A 1072-nucleotide genomic window follows, 5' to 3' on the forward strand; every position below is an offset into this window, starting at 1 on the left:
TAGGACAAAACGTGTGTAAATCCCGGGTGTGTCAGGCTCGTCCGGCCCATCCGGTGCGGTGCCAAAGGCCTTCGTCGGGGCTGAGGCCGGAGCTGTAGAGCTCGGGTCCTGGTTCTGGTTCTTTCGAGGCTGGGGTTGTTGTCGTGGTTGGCCGGTAGTGGCGGGTTTCGATGAGCTTGGTTGGCGGGCGCGGTTGTTCGCTGTGCAGGTAGAGGTACCACTCGATGGCTCGTTTTTGGTGTTCTTCAGGCATACCCCGGTGGGCCCGCAGCAGACGACGTAATTGAGCGTTTGTGCCGCCCTCGATCCTGTTCGTTGTTGAGGCGATATCCAGCCCGACATGTTCACGGCCAAGGTACGTGAAGAGCGTCCCTGCCTGGCTCAGGCGCTCCAACAGCCGATAGGCCTTGCGGAGCCTGTCATGGGTGTACCACCAAGTTTGGTTCGCCCGCACCCATCCCGGGACCAACGCGGCGGTGGTCCGGTACGTGCGGGCTTTGATCAAGTCCCCGTAGTGCTGGTGCCAGTCGTTCAGCCCCGCCAACCAGGCCGCGGCTTCGGCCGGGGCGTTGATCCGGGTCAGCGCCCGGCCCAGGCGCAGCAGCTCTTTGCCCGCCTCGGTTCTGGGCCTGCTCGTCAGGTACGTGCGGACGTTCCGTTGGACATGGACCAGGCAGCGTTGGACCGCGGTTCCGGACCAGCATTCAGACAAGGCAGCGGCGATCCCGGACCCGCCATCGGTGATCACCACCCGAGGGGCAGGGAACCGGTGGAGCAACGCCGTCCACGCCGCTTTCTTCTCGGTGTCACACCACTGCCAGCCCAAGACAAAGTCCCCGGAGATCGCGATCAGGCAGCACCACGAACCGACATAGATCCCATCGACCTGGATCTGCTCATGGATCTCCCCGGTCACCGGGATCAGCGGGGCAACGTTCCAGCACCATGCAGTGCGCCGGCGAAACGACCGGGCCGTGCCAAATGAACCAAACGACGTTTGAGTGGACGTGCCCAGAAGCCAGCCAAGGAAAGCCTCCAACTCCGCCCGGCGGCTCACATCAGGGCGTTCACC

At 63.7% G+C, this 1072-nt stretch carries 1 protein-coding gene; it reads right to left on the reverse strand.

All coding sequences use genetic code 11. From position 1 onward, the window contains the following. Positions 1–31 precede the first annotated feature (31 nt). Positions 32–1072 (reverse strand): IS1249 family transposase (locus ACIPV6_RS23720; RefSeq protein WP_400273245.1); only part of this gene is annotated, 1041 nt, incomplete at its 5' end.

The sequence above is a fragment of the Paenarthrobacter sp. NPDC089988 genome (assembly GCF_044748465.1).
In the GTDB taxonomy this organism is placed as follows: domain Bacteria; phylum Actinomycetota; class Actinomycetes; order Actinomycetales; family Micrococcaceae; genus Arthrobacter.